Here is a 1094-nt window from a genome sequence, read left to right as displayed (position 1 = left end):
ATCGCGATGCCGCGCAGCGCCAGCGCCGGCGCATCGTCGCGCAGGGCCACCCGTTTCAGTGCGCCGAGGGGATCACCCGCCGCGAGCGCGCGCGCCGCAGCTGTAATCAGCGAGTCCATTCGAATCCCGACACACTTGTCACTCTCGCCCTCCGAGGCCCGGTCCTAACCTAGCACATGACGACATGGATCATCTCCAGAGAGATCGAGCGATGAGCGGTATCGAAACACGTGACGATTGGTTGAAGGGCAGGCTGGGCGGGCGCGGTTCGACGGTGGCGCGCTGGCTGTCGCTGGCGGCGGCGCCGACTTTCGCGGTCATGGCGCTGGCCGCCGCGCTGGCGCCGGCCGACATGATCTGCGGCGCCATGCAGGGGCCGTTGTCATTGCAGGGAATGGTCCCGATGTACGCGCTGATGAGCGCATTCCATCTGGCGCCGTGGTTGCGCCTGTTCCGATGACCGGTTCATCCCTCCGGCAAGGTGAAGACCGCGCAGGGCCGTGTGATGCCGCGCAGCTCATGGGTGCCGAGCGCGAGCAGCGGCGTCTCGGTCTCGGCGGCAACGGCGTCCGAGACCAGCACGCTCTGCTCCAGCGGCTTGCACAGGCCTTCGAGGCGGCTGACCAGATTGACCGCGGCGCCGATCGCGGTGAAGTCGAGCCGGTCGGCGGCGCCGATATTGCCCCAATGCACTTCGCCGAGATGCAGCGCCGCGCCGAACGGCAGTGGCGGCAAACCCTGTTTACGCCGCTCAACGTCGAGATGCGTCATGCCGACGCGCGCCGCCGAGACCGCACGCAACGCCGCCTCGCATGCGCTGCGCGCGCTGGTCGTGACCGGAAAGATCGCGAGCAGCCCGTCGCCGATGAACTTCAGCACCTCGCCGCCGAAGGCGTGGATCGCGCCGGCGATGCGATCGAACCAGGCATCGAGCGCCGCGATCACCTCGGCGGGCGGGTGGCTTTCGGAGAGCGCCGAGAAGCCGCGCAGATCAGCAAACAGCAGAGCCGCGCGGATGGTTTCTCCGGTGTTGCGCCGCAATGGCGATGCCAGCACGCGCGCCGCGCTGCGCCGGCCGAGATAGGCCTCCAGCG

The 1094-nt window shown here is 68.7% G+C and carries 2 protein-coding genes; one reads left to right on the top strand and one right to left on the bottom strand.

Translation table 11 applies throughout. From position 1 onward, the window contains the following. Positions 1 to 211 precede the first annotated feature (211 nt). Positions 212 to 460: a hypothetical protein gene (locus tag H8A92_RS40490; RefSeq protein WP_229200808.1), complete on the top strand. Its 249-nt coding sequence runs from the start codon at positions 212 to 214 to the stop codon at positions 458 to 460. Positions 461 to 465: 5 nt separating this feature from the next. Here H8A92_RS40490 and H8A92_RS40485 read toward each other — a convergent pair. Next, positions 466 to 1094 (bottom strand): adenylate/guanylate cyclase domain-containing protein (locus H8A92_RS40485; protein WP_229200807.1); only part of this gene is annotated, 629 nt, incomplete at its 5' end.

This window comes from Bradyrhizobium acaciae, from assembly GCF_020889785.1.
GTDB classification, from domain to species: domain Bacteria; phylum Pseudomonadota; class Alphaproteobacteria; order Rhizobiales; family Xanthobacteraceae; genus Bradyrhizobium; species Bradyrhizobium acaciae.
This window is presented reverse-complemented; position numbering and strand designations above follow the sequence as displayed.

What these genes read in the sequence shown, in the direction of transcription:
- H8A92_RS40490 (WP_229200808.1), top strand. Translation starts at nt 212, where the DNA reads ATGAGCGGTATCGAAACACGTGACGATTGGTTGAAGGGCAGGCTGGGC.